We start from the raw sequence: 14800 nt of genomic DNA, 5'->3' as shown, positions 1-14800 counted from the left end.
TAATGAATATGTTTGTTGTTGAAGTGGTAGTTTTATTAGCGACAGTAGAATTTTTGACAGGTTATATCGGGTACTTCATTGATGCCGCCTGTCAGCTGTGGCTGAGCAGCAAATATCACAATCAATACTGAAAAGGATAAACAGATGTCAAATTTTAAAAGTCGTGCTGATTTTCTTCGCAACAACCCTAGTGCAAGTGCATTTGCTGCATTAGCCGATGCAACTAAACAACAAAAAAATGTCACTGACAGTGCCATAAAGCTCAAGCCTGGCCAATTAGCGGGGAAAAAAGTAGTGGTGATTGGCTCCGGGGTTGGTGGTTTAACTGCGGCGTATGAAATATTGGCGCAACAATCGGGTGCAATCGTAACGGTGCTTGAAGCATTAAATCGCACGGGAGGGCGCTGTTTAAGTTTACGCACCGGCGATGTTTTAACCGAAGATGCAGATAGTGATTTGTTTAATTCAACCCCAGGTGAATCACAGGTGGTTAGGTTTAAACGTCCTATTGGTGATAGCGAACCTTACCTCAATGCAGGGCCTGGCCGTATTCCGAGTAGCCATAAACGGTTGTTATCATATTTGAAAAAGTTTTCGGTCGATGTCGAAGTCTATGTGATGAACAGTCAATCCAATCTAGTGCAAAAAGACAGCAGCTTTAATGGCAGCTCTGTTGTTTATCGTCGCCTTGATAATAATACTCGCGGTTGGTTAGCTGAAGTGGTGTATGCCAATGCAGAAGAGCTGTTAAAAAAACCGAGTCTAAATATTAATCCTGATCAGTTTGAAGAGCGGGTCGATGCATTAAAAAGTTTAATGATAGATTTTGGTGAACTTGATATCGCAGGTAATTATCAAGTTACGCCTGGCAGCGAAGGATTTGAAAATGGTAAAACTCGCGCTGGCTACAGCGTATTACCGGGGGTTGCAGCAGGTATTGTTGCTGAGGCGTTGAGTTTTGATAGCTTGCTGGAGGCACGCTTTTGGGAAGGCACCCGGTTTTATCAACCCGCTGACTTCTTATGGCAACCAACCTTGTTTCAGCCTGTAGGGGGCATGGATCAAGTGCAGCACGCTTTTGCACAACATGTTGCAGCGCTTGGTGGAGACATTCACTTAAATAGCCCTGTTAAGTCTATTGATTGGGACGAGGCAACAAAACAATTCAAAATTACCGTATCGCAAGTGGGCACGGAGGCATTAATTGAATACCAAGCAGATTATTGTATTTGCAATGCGGCAATGCCATTTTTGAGTAAGATGCTGACTGACAAATTGCAAAATAATCGTGCCAGTAGTGGTTTTGAAAGCCGCTTTAAAGATGCCCTAAACGCCGTGTTTGTTGGCCAGTTTGAGCCTACTCAAGCACCCGGTTATACCCCTAGTGAGAATGGCTATATATCACATTTTCTTGCAAGTACTTCGAAAGTAGGCTGGCAAGCAGATCGCAATTTGTGGCAAGGAAGCCCAATTACTACCGTCCATGATGACGACTTACAGACAAAAGTGATGGCCGTACCAAGCTCGGAGCAAGGTGTAGTTCCCATCTTTGGTGGCATCTCTTGGACAAATGATGAAATTCAGCAAATTTGGTATCCATCTACCGGCTATCAAGATGAAAAAGGAGTGCTAACGGGGGCATATAACTTTGATAAAGTAGCCTCTGATTGGGGCAAGTTGTCAGTAACAGAGCGTTTAGCTAAAGCCCGTAATGGTGCTGCAAAGTTTAACCAGCAATTTGCAGAGGGGCTGCAAGACGGGTTAGCAATTGCTTGGCAAAACATGCCCCATATAAAAGGCGGCTGGGCATATTGGCAAGCGGTTGGCGATGCTGATTATGCAACCAAACAATTTAACGCGATAGCGCAAGGCTCTGGAGTTTACCTTAGCGATGGCACTCTCAGTGATGCTTGCTTCTTTGTGGTTGGCGATCAGATCTCGTCGCTGCCAGGCTGGCAAGAAGGTGCGATTGCTGCGGCATTAAATGCAATTAGCCGGATCGCCAGACCTGATGTCGAAATAGCGCACTTAGCTAACTTACCTGATACTCGTTTAATGGTGCAGGGTATTTAAGAAGTTGTTATTTTGGGGAGTTAGCACTCCCCTATTCCATTGTTTATAAAGAGGAGCCAATTACAGCCCTGCTTTTATCACTTCAAGCACGTTACTGATCCGCTTTGTTAAAGGGCGATTACGATGCTGGCAAACATAAATAGATTCGCTGATCGGATGTTGTAATGAATGAACGCTGATCAAGTGTGGTTTACTAAATGCGCGCACCGCATGTGCAGGTAACACCGTAAAACCTAAACCAAGGCTTACAGGCTCAAGAATTAAATTTATCTGATTTGAAAAACCAGTGCGTTGTATCTGATCAATGTGTTCAAACTCAGGGTAGTTTTCACTGAGTAATAGCTGCGCATGGTGGTTTGCATCTGGGTGAGCAATAAAACCTAGCTTACATAATGTTTGCCAATCTGGTGTATCGCTGTCTTTTGGAGTGATGAGTAACAGTGCTTCTTGGCCGATCTTATAGCTGACAACCTCATTGAGCGTTGGAGCTTGAGTTAAAAATCCTAAATCAGCATTATGACTTGCCACTGCTTGCTCAACACTGTGGTTGGGAGCAAACCGATAATCAATTGTCAGTGCTTGGTGTTGGGCTTGTAAGTTAAGTAACTGCTCATAGAATTTAAGCCCACAACTACCTGGCGATTGTATTTTTACGATACCGCTATATGGAGAATCGTTGTGCAATTCTTGCTCTAAAAACTGCCACTGTTTAAGTAGTTGGCTGCCATTTCGATACAAGTTTTGCCCTTGCGCAGTGAGCGTAAATTGTTTGCCGTGACGCTCTAATAGTGGTTTGCCAAGTTGTTGCTCCAGTTTTTTGATATGTTGGCTAACCCCTGACTGGGTCATAAACAAACGTTCACTAGTACGGGTAAAGTGATTTACTTCAACTAACGTGCAAAAAGTGTTTAGCCAAACGGGATTTATCATAACAAAGTGTACTCATTATCATATTTAATGATAATTTTACTTAATGTATTGTTGTTCGTAAAGTGACCACTCTAATAAATATTGGTGAGTAGGAGCATAGGTTATGAGCAACGTTTACCCACGTAATTTTTCACACATTGGTATTTCAGTGCCAAATCTTGAACAAGCCGTTGAGTTTTATTCTCAAGTTTTAGGTTGGTATGTAATTATGAAACCAACCGAAATAGTTGAGGACGATAGCGCAATTGGGCAAATGTGTACTGACGTATTTGGTGCCAACTGGGATAAATTTCGGATCGCGCATTTATCAACTGGCGACCGAATTGGTGTGGAGCTGTTTGAATTTAAAAACCAAAAAAATCCAGACGATAACTTTGAGTATTGGAAAACCGGCGTGTTCCACTTCTGTGTGCAAGACCCTCATCTAGAAGAACTTGCTGAGCGCATTGTTGCAGCCGGTGGCAAAAAACGTATGGCAGAGCCGCGTTATTATTACCCAGACGAAAAGCCCTACCGCATGATTTATATGGAAGACCCGTTTGGCAATATCCTAGAGATATACAGTCACAGTTATGAGCTTATTTATAGCGAAGGTGCGTATTAAACTGAGAATAATGCAGCCTGTGTGGCTGCATCCTATTTTATTGATACAAAGCTGATGTTGCTTGATTTAGCAATGCTTAGCACAATCTGTAAACGCCCTTTACAGTATAAAAGCTGGCCAGTTTTTATTCATCACGATAAGATGAGTTTACTTAAAATAATAAGAACTAAAATGAATGTTAAATAAAACCAACGCATTAATTTATTTTTTAGCCTTTAGCAGCGGCTTTAGTATCATGGGTATTGAACTGTTAGGTGGGCGAATTTTAGCGCCATTTTTTGGCAGTAGTGTGCATATTTGGGGCAGTATTATTACGGTGTTTATGCTTAGTTTATCGTTTGGCTATCTGCTTGGTGGTAAGTTATCAATTAAACGCCCTTCGTTAACTAAATACGGCTTAATATTTTTATTGGCGAGTGTTATGGTGGTGCCCATTGCATTGTTTGCAGAGCCGATAATGGCGTTTATTTTTACTCACATTGAAGATAGCCGCTATGGCTCATTGCTAGCTTCTACCGCGTTATTTTTTATTCCAACGATCATCCTTGGCATGATCTCTCCTTATTCAGTGCGTTTATTAGTGACCGATAGCGAACACAGCGGCCAAGTTGCGGGTGGTTTATATTTTGTCAGCACCTTAGGCAGTGCGCTCGGCACTATTATTACCTCGTTTTATATGGTGCTCGCGTTTGATGTGAATACCATTATTTTAGGCTTCGCCACTACCTTGGGGTTCCTAGGTTTGCTGGCGATTGCAGTCAATCAATTAACTAACAAGGAGAGTAAACATGTTTAAGTGGGTTATGGCTGCCTTATTGTTAACAGCTTTTAGTGCTTACGCTGACGTTATTCACCAAGAGCGTTCGCTTTATCGTAATATTTTGGTGGAAGAAAACGGTGATTTACGTTGTTTAAAGTTTGACGAAAAAACCCGTAGCAGTAGCCAAAGCTGCATGTATAAAAGCAAGCCTCAAAAGTTAGTGTTTAACTATACTAAGCTCACCTTTGCCAGTTTATTGATGATAGATAATCCGCAAAATGTACTGATTATAGGCCTTGGCGGTGGCTCTTTATCAAATGTGATCCATGAGCTATACCCTGCTGCTAACATTGAAAATGTTGAAATAGACCCTGCGGTGATCAAGGTCGCGCGTGATTATTTTGATTTTAAAGAAACTGATAAAGTGACTTCAAAAGTTCAAGATGGGCGTATTTTTATAAAACGCGCCGCACTTAAGCAGCAGCAATATGATTGGATTATTCTCGATGCCTTTAATGGTGATTACATCCCTGAGCACTTACTGACGAAAGAGTTTTTTGAGGAAGTAAAAAGCGTGCTCTCGCCTAATGGTATTGTGGCTGCTAATACGTTTTCATCAAGTAAGCTGTATGAACATGAATCGGCAACTTACCATGCTGTATTCGGTGACTTCATTAATGTTATCACTGAAAAAAACAGTAACCGCATTATTTTGGCAGGCTTTGATAACATGCCAACAGAGCAAAGTATTGCAGAGCGTGTAAAAAAATTACGTCCGTTATTGTCCCCTTATGATGTGGATATTAAAGCGATTAGTAAAGGCATGAAGTCCACCAAAAATAATCAAGACTGGCCAAGTGACACTAAAATTCTGACTGATCAATACTCTCCTGCTAACCTACTTAATTTTTAAATTCGCTACTTAATGGCCAGCTTGCTGGCTATTAAAGCTAAAGTACCACGGCAACATTTACTTAGCGTGCTAACTAGTTTAAAATGGTTAGCACGCTAATTAAATGGAGCCATCATGACTATTCCCTTACCTTTTCATGAAACCCTCGATCTCAGCTTGTGCGGTAGCATGGGCCGTGTTTTTCGACTCTGTCGTGACGCCGTCACGTTAGCTGTTGAGCCTTTGGGGTTAACCCAATCTCGCTGGACGGCGATGATCCATATTGATCATTTACAGCAAGGTGTTACACAGCAAGCGCTCGCGACTAGCCTCGGCATTGAAATGCCTTCATTAACACGCACTGTTAAGCAATTAGAGCAGCAAGCGATCATTGTTCGTCGTGTTGATGAGCTAGATAAACGCAGCCGTAAAATTTATTTTACTGAACAAGGGCTACAATTATTAGAAGCACTTAGAGGCATAATGGCGGAAGTGAAAACACAGCTGTATGCAGGACTAACCACAGCACAACTAGATACGATGGCTTATGGACTAGTGCAAATGGAAGAGAATGCGCGCCGTTGTTTAACACTTTTAAGCCAAGAGAAATAAAGAATGACACCAGATCAAAAATTTGCCCGCTATGTAAAAATATCATTAGTTGGGTTTATCTTATTATTTGCCTATTTTGTAGTGGCTGATATGTATTTACCCGTGACGCCACAAGCGCGAGTTTATCACCCGGTTGTACAAGTAACGCCGCAAGTTAGTGGCCGTGTTAATCAAGTGTTGGTGAACAATAATCAAGCGGTAAACAAAGGCGAGAGATTATTTTTAATTGAAGCGGCACCATTTCAATTAGCGGTTGAGCAAGCACAACTGGCTTTTGCCGATGCGCAGTTACAAAACCAGCGCTTAGATAGCAGTGTTAAGGCGATCGAAGCACAGCTGGCTGCGGGTAATGCCAAATTGCATGAGCAAAAATTGTTATTTGATCGCAGTGAATCCTTATTGAAAAAACGCTCTATATCAGAGCAAGAATATGAAACCATCAGTGCTAATTTTCAATCGAGCAAAGCCAATGTGGCGGCGATCGAGGCGCAATTAACCGAGGCAAAATTAGCACGAGGTCAATTAGGAGATGACAACCTTGCGCTGCGTCATGCGCGGAATCAATTGGCCCAAGCAGAGCTTAATTTATCGTACAGCACAGTGACTGCAGATACCGATGGTAAAGTAGCAAACTTGCAAGTGAGCACGGGGACCTTTGCTAGTAAAGGCCAGCCAATGTTAGCCATTGTGGCAAACAAAGCCGATTTAGTGGCTGATTTTCGTGAGAAATCATTGGCAAATTTTGCCTTAGGGAGTCGAGCTAAAGTCACATTTGATGCACTCCCTGGGCAGGTTTTTGACGCCAATATTGGCTCATTTGAAGCGGGTGTAAGTGATGGTCAACTTAGTGCGAATGGTTTACTTAGCAGCACCGAAAATAGCAATCGTTGGGTGAGGGATGCGCAGCGTCAACGTATTCATATTAATTTAGAACAGCCGCAATTACTCAGTAAGTTACCAAGTGGGGCGCGGGCAACAGTGCAATTATTACCTGAATCTACAATAGGCCAATGGTGTGCCAGTGCACAAATTCGTTTGATCAGCTTATTGCATTTTATTTATTAAGGGGACGTCATGTCAGCACCATATGTCCTTGATAAAAATGGCCTTCGTCAAGCACTTCGTATCGCCGGTGGCAGTGCCCTAGGCTTTAGTTTGTGTAAGTTAATGAATTGGCCTAATGGGATTTTCTTTACCGTTTATCCTATGTTGTTACTTGGTTTAGTGCCGATTTTAAATGCGCATATTATTCGTCAGTTTTTTGCCAGTGCCGCATTTAGCGCATTATTTGTGTTGATTGTGCAAGGGTTGTTTTCACATTTACCTGTGGTTATGACCATGTTGAGCTTTTTAGCATTTACGTTTTTATTTTATCAAATGAGCCGTGGAGCTAACTTTTTATTTGGTGCTTTGAGTGTGGTGAGTTTATCTATTCAATTGCACTTTGCCAGTTATGTCGGCAATGGCACCAGTATTTATCCGCTAATTATAAGCAATGGTTTAGCGGTTGTAGTCACGGTACTGACTGCGGTATTAATGCACTTTATGTTTCCTGATGTTGCCCCGCGTCAAGCTCGCGTAATGCCAACTAAAGCAAAAGAGAGCATTCGCCATGAAGTACTGTTATGTGCAACTGTCGCGACGCTGTCATTTGTACTGTTTCAGGTGTTTGATTTGCAAGACTCAATATCAGCGCAAGCAGCCTCGATTTTAATTTTGTTTCCGTTGTGTTGGAAGGCGGCTGGTATGGCTGGTTGGCAACGAGCAATCGGTACTCTAATTGGCTGTAACTTAGCGTTGGTGTCGCAGTTATTTTTATATAACCACACTGATATTTTGCTTTTTCCAGCGCTGATATTGTGGATTTTGACCTTTATATTTAGCCGTTATCATATTATCGGCGGCGGGATCCCAGGTGTTGGTTTTGGTATCATAACTACCTTTGGAATTTTATTTGGTCAGTCACTTGGGCCTGGGCAAGACTTGATTTACAGTGCGCTGTATCGATTTTCATCGGTTTCTGTGGCAATCATCGTTAGCTTATGTGCGGTGTATATTATGCACCATATTCTTAATCGGTTTAGTGTGACGCGTCACCATACTTTTGAATAGTTGAATAATAACCGCCTTAGTCAGTTCCTTATGCACTAGGGCGGTTATTATCTTGTTATACTAAGTGTGTTTAAATAATGATCACTGTGGGCGTGAGTTTATAAACACTAATTAGCACAATGGCTACTCAACGATGCGCAAGCTGGTTTATTACGGGTGTTATTTTCGTGGGATCAGCCATAAAGTCAGCCCGCCTGCAAGTATGCCCCAAAATGCAGAGCCAACAGAGAACAGAGTAAGATCAGAAGCCGTCACTAAAAAGGTGATCATCGCCGCTTCCGTATAATAACTGTCTGACAACGCTTGCTGTAAGCTCGATGCAATGGTGGTAAATAAGGCTATACCAGCGAGAGCTAAAATTAGCGCTTGCGGTAGACTTGCGACTAACCCTACTAACGTCGCTGCTGCAATGGCCATCAAAATATAAAAACCACCGCCTGCAATACTTGCCCAGTAGCGTTTGTTAGGATCGCTGTCAGCGTCTTCGCTCATGCAAATTGCTGCGGTAATGGCTGCTAAATTAATGGCGTAACCACCAAAAGGGGCGATCAAAATATTAGTAAGGCTGGTCACGTTGAGCGCCGCAGAAACGGGGGCTGGGTAATTATGGGCTTTTAACACCGCAATACCGGGTAAGTTCTGTGAGGTCATAGTGACAATATAAAGCGGAATACCCACGCTAATCATTGCTTGTAAATTAAATTCAGGGCTAATAAACGCAAACTCACTCATTTTCCATTGCCAGTTGCTGGTATCAATTTGCCCTGTGACGCCTGCCATCACAAAGCCTGCAATTAGCACCATGAGCATAGTAAAACGTGGCATGAGTCGTTTACAGATCAAATAGACCAATACCATAACCCCTATGAGTAACGGTTTTTCACTCATAAAGTTAAATACATCAATGCCAAATGTCACCAGCACACCCGCTAGCATAGCGCAGGCAATTTGGCTGGGAATATGCTCCATTATTTTTGCAAACCAGCCAGTAATACCGGAAATAAACACTAATAAGGCGCTAAACATAAATGCGCCCACCGCTTGGTTTAAACTATAGCCTTGGGCACTGGTGATCAGTAAAGCGGCGCCGGTTGTTGACCATGCAATTAAAATAGGAATTTTATAATAATACGATAAACCAATTGAGGTAACTCCCATCGCAAGCCCTAACATCAGTACCCAGCTGGCAACTAAGTCAGCAGTGCCACCGAGTACAATAACGACTTGATAAATAAGAGCGATTGAGCTGGTAAAACCAATGATCACAGCGACTAAGCCTGCGGTTAAGCGATTTAATAGCTGATTTGAAAGTTGCATGGAATTCCTAAAGCGATAAGTCTTATCGCTCTAGTTATACATAAATATTGCAGTGATGCTAGTCGCAGTAAGCTATTTTTGACTAAGGTATTACTCGCTTAAGTAAACATTAACAAAATTTAATGTTCTCTCCACCTTGCTGATATTTATGGCCGGTTATAGTGCTTGGCATAAACAGCTTATTCAGCCGACTAAATTTGGAGTTAATTATGCACAGCCAGCACAAAACAATCACTCAGATTATTTCATTATCAGCACTGACACTCGCATTAACTGCTTGTGGCAGTAGTAATTCACAGAGCAATGAGCTTACTACGCCTACAGCACAGTTACCAAGCGTACTAATTGGTGAGCTAACCGCAACTACAGCAACAACAATTACAGTAAATCAGCATGAGATCCCGGCAAGTAATGCCGAGGTGGAGATTGATGGTGTAGATGGCTCATTGAGTGACTTGAAAAAAGGCATGATGGTTGCAGTAGAAACCAATGGCAGCCACGCGACGGAAATTGATTACGATCCTAATTTTAAAGGCCCAGTGCAGGTTCAAGGTAACGTTATTAATATTGCTGGTGTGAGATTAACAGGATTTGATAGCAGCACGATAAAGGATGGTGATTTAGTTGAAGTAAGTGGTTATAACAGTGCTTACAACAGGTTAACAGTGACCTACCAGCAGCCAATCAGTGATCCCCAAACTGAGCTTGAAGTCGAAGGGGTAATCTCTGCACTTAATACCCAACAAAGGACATTCTCGTTAGGGAATATTATGGTTAATTATCAACAAGCAGATGTGGATGGGCCTCTTGTTAATGGACAATTCGTTGAAGTTGAAGGGTTTATGAATGGCCAACAGTTGTTGGCAAACGAAGTTGATGCCAAGCAACACAGTAGTTTTGATGATGACACGGATAGCCAGTTAGCGGGGCAAATTACGTGGCTAAACAATGATTCAACCTTAATGACTATTAATGGGCAATGGCAAGTCAGTTTAAATGCGCAAACGCGTTATGATGATGGAACGGTAGCTGATCTAGCGATTGGACGGTTTGTTGAGATTGATGCCCTATGGCAGCAAGCAAATAACAGGTTTGTAGCGCAAGAGATTGAGTTTGGATCAGCAAATGATGTTGTGAACAGCAACAGCGCTTTTTCAGTTACAGGGTTAGTGACTTACACACAGAGCGTTGCGACAATCAATGGTATTGAATTTATGCTCAATAACCAAACCGTATTTGATGATGGCTTAACGTTAAATAACATAGAGGGCCGATGGCTTGAACTTGAGGGTATTATCGCCGATGATAAACAAACCGTTAGCGAAGTTGAGCTAATGGATGGCAATGAGCCGCTTAATCTAACTGGTTTTGTCAGTGCAGATCAAAACATGCAAGCTAGCTTATGGGGTTATGTAAGTGAGGATAACTCACTCGATCAATACCTTGATCAGTATGTTGAACTTGAATGCCAATGGGTTGCAGAGGATCAAGTTACAGCATGTCGACTTGACGATTAATTGAAAATGCCACAGCCGTTGCTAATAACGGCTGTGGTTTGAGGTAAGTACATGAAAAAATTATTGCTAGTTAGCTTATTGTTTGTCACCTCAATGAGTATTGCTGCCAGCTCCGCTATTTTTGCAAAACTGGATCAAGCAAACGCGCCAACGCCGAGCGCCATATTACAAAAAATTGAGAACGAATACAGTAATAAAGCCGTGATCGTGGAGTTTGAGCTTGAGTTTGAAAAAGGCAATACCACGTATGAGGTCACATTATATCAAGCTAGTAGTGCACGCTTTATTGAGTTATTAGTAGATCAAAACGGCAGCTTGATTGAACTTGAGTACAACGCCCCTGAGCTTGATGAACAAGAAGAAATTGCCGCGGCAGAGTTAATGCGTCATAAGGGCTATACCATGCAAGGCTTAGTGCGCAAAATGCATGATCCTGCTCATCAATACCTTATTGAAGCCCAGCTTGAACAAGATATGGGCGTGACTTACATGGTGGCCACCTTTATCACAGCACAAGGACGGCATAAAAAAGCCATTGATTTGGCAACGGGCAAAGATCTGCCTTTGCTGCGTTGGGGTAACTAAGCGGCTATTTTGTCTATTGATTAAACTAAGTTGAACTGACTAATGAAATTACTGCTGATCGAAGACGACAAGCAAAATCGTGATTTTCTCTATAAAGCGTTTAGTGAACAAGGCTATACGGTTGATACTGCGGCGGATGGGCAACAAGGTTTATTGCTGAGTACCTGTGAAGAATATGACATTATTATTCTGGATCGGATGTTACCGAAACTTGATGGTCTGCAAGTACTCGCAGCTTTGCGAGCGACAGGAAAAACAACACCGGTACTGATTTTATCCGCGCTTGATAAAGTTGATGATCGTGTTACTGGGCTAAAAGCCGGTGGTGATGATTACCTTGTAAAGCCTTTTGCATTTTCAGAGCTGGCTATTCGCGCAGAAAATCTGATTAAACGTCAAGTTGCTCACCCACCGCTTAATACTATTCTTCGTTTAGCAAACTTACAGGTAGATTACGCCAATCACAAAGCTGAAGTCGCTGGACAAGCACTGAGCTTACAGCCAAAAGAATTTAAGTTATTACGCTTTTTATTAGAACATCAAGGTAAGCTCGTCACCCGTACACTATTGTTTGAAGCTGTATGGGAGTACCATTTTGATCCTGGCACCAACGTTATTGATGTTCACATTGCACGGCTACGCAAAAAGTTACAGCAATTCGATGCCGGAGTTCATATTGAAACCATTCGCGGGGTGGGCTATCGCCTTGCTAAAGAGCAAAATTATGCCGGTTAACGATTCCATTTGGCGTCAATTTGATCCGCGGAATAGTTCCGTATGGCGTTTAACGCTCGGCTTTGCTGTTATTATGGCGGTGATGCTGGCATTGACGGTTGTGCTGATCTATCAACTTTTATTAGGTGAACAAAGTCGCCAAGTTGAACGACGCCTCGCCGCTGAGCAAGTTAGGATCGAAGGCCTTGCGAGTGAGTTCTCTGCAGATAGTTTTTTTGCGCAACTAGAGGTATTTCGTAGTGAAGGTGATTTACTTATATTTTGGCAAAGTGAGAGCGAGCAAAGTCAGCAGTTAAGTTTTTTGCCAGAGAATATCCCTACTTTGCCACGTACAGTGGTTTTTCCGGTATTGGACGCACAACGTGGGCAAATTCGCTTATTAACCACTGGCATAGTGCAAACCCAACATGGCGATATTGTGCTTGCGACCGCGACCGAACACCTGCAACGGTTAATTGTTGAGTTTAAAACCATTGCTTTATGGGCATGCTTAATTAGTTTGTTATTAACTGGGGTGTTTGGCTATATATTTGCCAGACGGCATTTACGCCGTGTGCATTACTTTAATAATACGGCGGAACAAGTGCAAAATGGCGATTTATCGGCACGTATTAAACACCATCAAAAAGGCGATGAGTTTGACCGCTTAGGTGCGCATATTAATACCATGCTTGATGCGCTAGAAGAGAACTTTGCCTTAGTGCAAGGGATCACCGATAACATTGCCCATGACCTAAAAACCCCGTTAACGCGATTACGGCTAAACCTTGAGCAACAAGCCCTGCGTCACCCTGAGATGGGCGTAGATATTGAGCAGCTTGACACTATTATTAATACCTTTGACGCTATGTTAAAACTAACACGGCTCGAGCATGGTAAATTTCCAATGGCAATGCAACAAGTTGACTGCCAGTTACTGCTCACTGATCTAATTGAAATGTTACAACCCAGTGCCGAACAACAGCAGCAAACAATTAAGCTTGATAGTCATGGGGTTATGCACCTGCAAGGGGATAAAAATCTATTGTTTCAGGCATTGTTTAACCTATTAGATAACGCAATTAAATATGCGGGGATTGGCGCTAGTATCGTTATTTATAGCGATCCTCGCTCTATCACTATCAGTGATAGCGGTAAAGGGGTGAGTCAAGAACAGCTTACTCAGCTGACGAAACGTTTTTACCGTGCCGATCCAGCTCGTCAATATGAAGGCTTTGGTTTAGGGTTGGCAACAGTGCAGGCAATCTGCTCCCGTCACCAACTGCAACTTAATTTACACAGTGATAGTGATGGATTTAGTGCCTCAATTTTACTTAGTGACAGCGCTTAAAATCGCTTTTGGCGTTGGCAATTCGGTGACAGTATCAGTGCTTTCATCTAAGCTTAAATTTAACTTCTCAGGACGGTCAAAAATACCTAAACGAATACGAATAAAATGTAAAATTTCACGCGCTACGTTAATCCCCAATGCGGCTTCTAAGCCTTCAAAACCAGGGCTTGAGTTTGCTTCACAGATTTTAAAGTGATTATCGTCAAATAATAAATCAATGCCTGCCACATCAAGGTTTAGTACATTCGCGGTTTGGGTCGCTAGCCATTCAATTTCGGGCGTGATTGGGTGTGGTTTGCCTGTACCGCCGGCGCTCACATTCGCTTTGAAGTTTTTACCACCTGAGTTACGCTCCATACATGCCACAGCGCGACCACCGATAGTAAGTACTCGCAAATCTCGACCATGACTTGATTTAACAAATTGTTGTAAAATAATATTCGCTTGTGGATTAGCCGCTTCAATCAGCTGCATTAAATCATCAAATTCGCCTTTTGATTTTGATAAAAATACGCCACTGCCCTGCGAACCAGACAGCGTTTTTATCACCACCGGAAAACCAATTTGTCTGTCTACTAAGTCAATATTGACCGGAAATTTCACCAGCATCGTATTGGGGGTTGGTAAGTTACGTTCGGCTAAAATTTGTTGTGCAAATAATTTGTCTTTTACGGTTTCAATTGATTGTGAACTGTTAACGCAGTACACACCTAAGCGCTCAAGATGGCGAATAATTGCCAGCGCAAAATAGGTGGTGCTGGCACCCATGCGGGGAATTACAAAGTCAGGTAAAATGGTGGTTACGCCATCAATCAAAATGCTTTTACCGTCTTCTCGAGTGATGGTCAAATCAAATTGATCGGGTGAGAAAACTTGTAAATCAATGCCCTCTTCCTGAGCGGCTGCTAATAGGCGCTCTACTTCGTAAGTTTCTTGTTTAAGTAGGCCTGCACTGTCTTTGTAAATGATCCAACCACGCATGGTTATTCCTCTTGAGTTTAGTTCGCAGCTCACAGAAAAATGGCTCACTACGCGATAGATATTCACCGGCGCTCGTGATGGGGCAGAGTCTGCGGCAAAAGACGCGGAGTATGAAGCTCGTCGGATCAGTAGTAAAACAAATAAATTTTATCGTCACGATAATTTATTTTTTGAATTACCCATCATTTACAGCGTTACAAAAGTGCATTAATGGAAAATAGAGCAATCAAGCGAAAAAAGGTAAAAATGATAACTTATTGTTAATTGAATGGCGTGGTATTTAGGCCGTTCAAATTATTTTTCCACAATTGCAACTGAACTTATTATTAACACTCAGATTAGTCTGAAAATA

The 14800-nt window shown here is 42.3% G+C and carries 14 protein-coding genes; 11 read left to right on the top strand and 3 right to left on the bottom strand.

Annotation, left to right across the window (positions count from 1 at the left end; genetic code table 11):
- Positions 1-144: 144 nt before the first annotated feature.
- Positions 145-2073, top strand: coding sequence for a flavin monoamine oxidase family protein (locus ENH88_RS06860; protein WP_304181049.1), 1929 nt, complete (start codon positions 145-147; stop codon positions 2071-2073).
- A 60-nt stretch (positions 2074-2133) separates the two neighbouring features.
- On the opposite strand, the gene ENH88_RS06855 is transcribed toward ENH88_RS06860, so the two are convergent.
- Positions 2134-3003 (bottom strand): LysR family transcriptional regulator, encoded by an 870-nt coding sequence (locus ENH88_RS06855; RefSeq protein ID WP_304181048.1) that lies wholly within the window; start codon positions 3001-3003, stop codon positions 2134-2136.
- Between the two features lie 103 nt (positions 3004-3106).
- Between ENH88_RS06855 and ENH88_RS06850 the strand changes: the two genes are divergently transcribed.
- The 6 genes from ENH88_RS06850 to ENH88_RS06825 all read left to right on the top strand — a co-directional run bounded on the left by ENH88_RS06850 (position 3107) and on the right by ENH88_RS06825 (position 7983).
- Positions 3107-3607, top strand: coding sequence for a lactoylglutathione lyase family protein (locus ENH88_RS06850; RefSeq protein WP_304181047.1), 501 nt, complete (start codon positions 3107-3109; stop codon positions 3605-3607).
- Between the two features lie 175 nt (positions 3608-3782).
- Complete coding sequence (locus ENH88_RS06845) at positions 3783-4403, top strand: fused MFS/spermidine synthase (protein WP_304181046.1); 621 nt, start codon at positions 3783-3785, stop codon at positions 4401-4403.
- Positions 4396-5280, top strand: coding sequence for a spermidine synthase (locus tag ENH88_RS06840; protein WP_304181044.1), 885 nt, complete (start codon positions 4396-4398; stop codon positions 5278-5280). The genes ENH88_RS06845 and ENH88_RS06840 overlap by 8 nt, the downstream gene beginning before the upstream one ends.
- A 114-nt stretch (positions 5281-5394) precedes the next feature.
- Positions 5395-5871, top strand: a complete 477-nt coding sequence (locus ENH88_RS06835; RefSeq protein ID WP_304181043.1) for a MarR family winged helix-turn-helix transcriptional regulator — start codon at positions 5395-5397, stop codon at positions 5869-5871.
- 3 nt (positions 5872-5874) lie between these two features.
- Complete coding sequence (locus ENH88_RS06830) at positions 5875-6936, top strand: HlyD family secretion protein (RefSeq protein ID WP_304181041.1); 1062 nt, start codon at positions 5875-5877, stop codon at positions 6934-6936.
- A gap of 9 nt (positions 6937-6945) precedes the next feature.
- Positions 6946-7983 carry a DUF2955 domain-containing protein gene (locus ENH88_RS06825; RefSeq protein WP_304181040.1) on the top strand — a complete coding sequence of 346 codons (1038 nt, stop codon included), beginning with the start codon at positions 6946-6948 and terminating at the stop codon, positions 7981-7983.
- Positions 7984-8142: 159 nt separating this feature from the next.
- Here the strand turns inward: ENH88_RS06825 and ENH88_RS06820 are convergent, their stop codons facing one another.
- A complete protein-coding gene (locus ENH88_RS06820; RefSeq protein WP_304181038.1) occupies positions 8143-9300 on the bottom strand; it encodes a benzoate/H(+) symporter BenE family transporter in 1158 nt (385 codons plus the stop codon).
- A gap of 209 nt (positions 9301-9509) precedes the next feature.
- On the opposite strand from ENH88_RS06820, the gene ENH88_RS06815 reads away from it, so the two are divergent.
- From ENH88_RS06815 to ENH88_RS06800, 4 genes are read left to right on the top strand one after another with little or no spacing between them, the layout of a single operon-like run.
- Positions 9510-10817, top strand: a complete 1308-nt coding sequence (locus tag ENH88_RS06815; RefSeq protein ID WP_304181036.1) for a DUF5666 domain-containing protein — start codon at positions 9510-9512, stop codon at positions 10815-10817.
- A 51-nt stretch (positions 10818-10868) separates the two neighbouring features.
- A complete protein-coding gene (locus ENH88_RS06810) occupies positions 10869-11402 on the top strand; it encodes a hypothetical protein (protein ID WP_304181034.1) in 534 nt (177 codons plus the stop codon).
- Between the two features lie 42 nt (positions 11403-11444).
- Positions 11445-12137 carry a response regulator transcription factor gene (locus ENH88_RS06805; protein ID WP_304181032.1) on the top strand — a complete coding sequence of 231 codons (693 nt, stop codon included), beginning with the start codon at positions 11445-11447 and terminating at the stop codon, positions 12135-12137.
- Entirely contained in the window at positions 12127-13467 is a 1341-nt protein-coding gene (locus ENH88_RS06800) for a sensor histidine kinase (protein ID WP_304181030.1), read from the top strand. Before ENH88_RS06805 ends, ENH88_RS06800 begins: the two co-directional genes overlap by 11 nt.
- Here the strand turns inward: ENH88_RS06800 and ENH88_RS06795 are convergent.
- Positions 13447-14448 (bottom strand): ATP-grasp domain-containing protein, encoded by a 1002-nt coding sequence (locus ENH88_RS06795; RefSeq protein WP_304181028.1) that lies wholly within the window; start codon positions 14446-14448, stop codon positions 13447-13449. The genes ENH88_RS06800 and ENH88_RS06795 overlap by 21 nt on opposite strands.
- Positions 14449-14800 lie beyond the last annotated feature (352 nt).

Origin of the sequence: Pseudoalteromonas prydzensis (assembly GCF_011050055.1) — a bacterium.
Taxonomy (GTDB): domain Bacteria; phylum Pseudomonadota; class Gammaproteobacteria; order Enterobacterales; family Alteromonadaceae; genus Pseudoalteromonas; species Pseudoalteromonas prydzensis_A.
The sequence above is the reverse complement of the archived record's forward strand: the minus strand, read 5'-3'. Positions and strand labels throughout refer to the sequence as shown.

Excerpts from the sequence above, each read along its gene's own strand:
- ENH88_RS06845 (WP_304181046.1), top strand. The coding sequence starts at position 3,783 with ATGTTAAATAAAACCAACGCATTAATTTATTTTTTAGCCTTTAGCAGC.
- ENH88_RS06855 (WP_304181048.1), bottom strand. The coding sequence starts at position 3,003 with ATGATAAATCCCGTTTGGCTAAACACTTTTTGCACGTTAGTTGAAGTA.
- ENH88_RS06815 (WP_304181036.1), top strand. The coding sequence starts at position 9,510 with ATGCACAGCCAGCACAAAACAATCACTCAGATTATTTCATTATCAGCA.
- ENH88_RS06850 (WP_304181047.1), top strand. The coding sequence starts at position 3,107 with ATGAGCAACGTTTACCCACGTAATTTTTCACACATTGGTATTTCAGTG.
- ENH88_RS06800 (WP_304181030.1), top strand. The coding sequence starts at position 12,127 with ATGCCGGTTAACGATTCCATTTGGCGTCAATTTGATCCGCGGAATAGT.
- ENH88_RS06825 (WP_304181040.1), top strand. The coding sequence starts at position 6,946 with ATGTCAGCACCATATGTCCTTGATAAAAATGGCCTTCGTCAAGCACTT.
- ENH88_RS06835 (WP_304181043.1), top strand. The coding sequence starts at position 5,395 with ATGACTATTCCCTTACCTTTTCATGAAACCCTCGATCTCAGCTTGTGC.
- ENH88_RS06820 (WP_304181038.1), bottom strand. The coding sequence starts at position 9,300 with ATGCAACTTTCAAATCAGCTATTAAATCGCTTAACCGCAGGCTTAGTC.
- ENH88_RS06805 (WP_304181032.1), top strand. The coding sequence starts at position 11,445 with ATGAAATTACTGCTGATCGAAGACGACAAGCAAAATCGTGATTTTCTC.
- ENH88_RS06860 (WP_304181049.1), top strand. The coding sequence starts at position 145 with ATGTCAAATTTTAAAAGTCGTGCTGATTTTCTTCGCAACAACCCTAGT.
- ENH88_RS06830 (WP_304181041.1), top strand. The coding sequence starts at position 5,875 with ATGACACCAGATCAAAAATTTGCCCGCTATGTAAAAATATCATTAGTT.
- ENH88_RS06840 (WP_304181044.1), top strand. The coding sequence starts at position 4,396 with ATGTTTAAGTGGGTTATGGCTGCCTTATTGTTAACAGCTTTTAGTGCT.
- ENH88_RS06810 (WP_304181034.1), top strand. The coding sequence starts at position 10,869 with ATGAAAAAATTATTGCTAGTTAGCTTATTGTTTGTCACCTCAATGAGT.
- ENH88_RS06795 (WP_304181028.1), bottom strand. The coding sequence starts at position 14,448 with ATGCGTGGTTGGATCATTTACAAAGACAGTGCAGGCCTACTTAAACAA.